General features: G+C 57.0%; 1 protein-coding gene. It reads left to right on the forward strand.

All coding sequences use genetic code 11. From position 1 onward, the window contains the following. Positions 1–238: 238 nt before the first annotated feature. Positions 239–1,557: EcoAI/FtnUII family type I restriction enzme subunit R (gene hsdR / locus NG895_RS29050; protein ID WP_252856083.1), on the forward strand; the 1,319-nt coding region annotated here is incomplete at its 3' end.

A 1,557-nucleotide genomic window follows, 5' to 3' on the forward strand; every position in this document is an offset into this window, starting at 1 on the left:
TTGCTGTCCGTGATGGACTCCTACGCACAACTCGACTGACGCGAACGGCTTCGCCTCGTGGACCTCCCCGGAACTCACGACCTCTAATCCGCACACCTTGCCATTTCGGCTTATCTCCTCAAGAAGTTCCTGGCGAGCCGAGTTTCCATGATGCGTCGTCACGCACTATACTGGTGCGAGATGTGTCAGTCGATTTTGCAGCTCAACTCAACCTGATCTGACCGCATACCGATTCGCTGTGGACAAATCCTCCCTCTCCGAACGCGACATCTGTACCAAGTTCATCACGCCGGCGTTGGTGGCGGCGGGGTGGGACGTACACACGCAGATGCGGGAGGAATTCAAGATCACCGATGGGCGGGTGATCGTTCGAGGGAAATCCACGTCACGGGCACCGCTGAAGCGGGCCGATTACGTGCTGTTCTACCGGCCCAATATCCCGATTGCCGTCGTGGAGGCCAAGGATAACAACCACACCGTGGGCGATGGTATGCAGCAGGCACTTGGATACGCCCATCCAGATTGCCTCAACGTCCCGTTTGCCATTAGCAGTAACGGTGACCGATTCCTGTTTCACGATCACACGGGCACCTTTCCCAAGACTGAGTTCGAGCTGGGGCTCGATGAATTCCCCTCGCCTGACGACCTGTGGCAGCGGTACCGGACGTGGAGGGGGCTCGGTACGACATCCGAGCCGATTGTCACGCAGGACTTCCACGACGATGGCTCGGGCAAGATGCCGCGATACTATCAGCTCAACGCCATCAATCGGACGATCGAGGCCATCGCCAAAGGGCAAGATCGCGTCTTGCTGGTGATGGCGACCGGCACCGGCAAAACGTACACGGCGTTTCAGATCATCTGGCGACTTTGGAAAGCCGGCGCGAAGAAGCGGGTACTGTTCTTGGCCGATCGCAACATTCTGGTCGATCAGACGAAGACCAACGACTTCAAGCCGTTTGGCTCGGCGATGACCAAGATCAAGAATCGCAAAGCCGACAAGTCCTACGAAATCTATCTCGCCCTGTACCAGGCAATCACCGGCACGGAGGAGCGCGACAAGGTCTTCAAGAAGTTCTCGCCCGACTTCTTCGACCTGATCGTGGTCGATGAATGTCATCGCGGTAGTGCCAAAGACGACTCCGCTTGGCGGGAAATACTCGAGTACTTCCAAACCGCCACCCAAATCGGTCTGACCGCCACGCCCAAGGAAACCAAATATGTTTCCAACATTAACTATTTCGGCGAGCCGACCTACACTTACTCGCTGAAGCAGGGCATCGACGATGGGTTCCTCGCCCCCTACAAGGTCGTACGAATCGATTTCGACAAGGACCTCACCGGTTGGCGGCCGACGGCAGGGCAACTCGACAAGCACGGCGAGGAGATTGAGGACCGCATCTACAACCAGAAGGATTTCGATCGTTCGCTGGTTCTGGAAAAGCGAACCCAGCTGGTGGCCCAGAAGGTCACCGAGTTCTTGCAAGGCACCAACCCCTACGACAAGACGATCGTCTTCTGTGAAGACATCGATCACGCGGAGCGAATGCGGCAGGC

The organism is Aeoliella straminimaris (assembly GCF_024054565.1).
GTDB lineage: Bacteria > Planctomycetota > Planctomycetia > Pirellulales > Lacipirellulaceae > Aeoliella > Aeoliella straminimaris.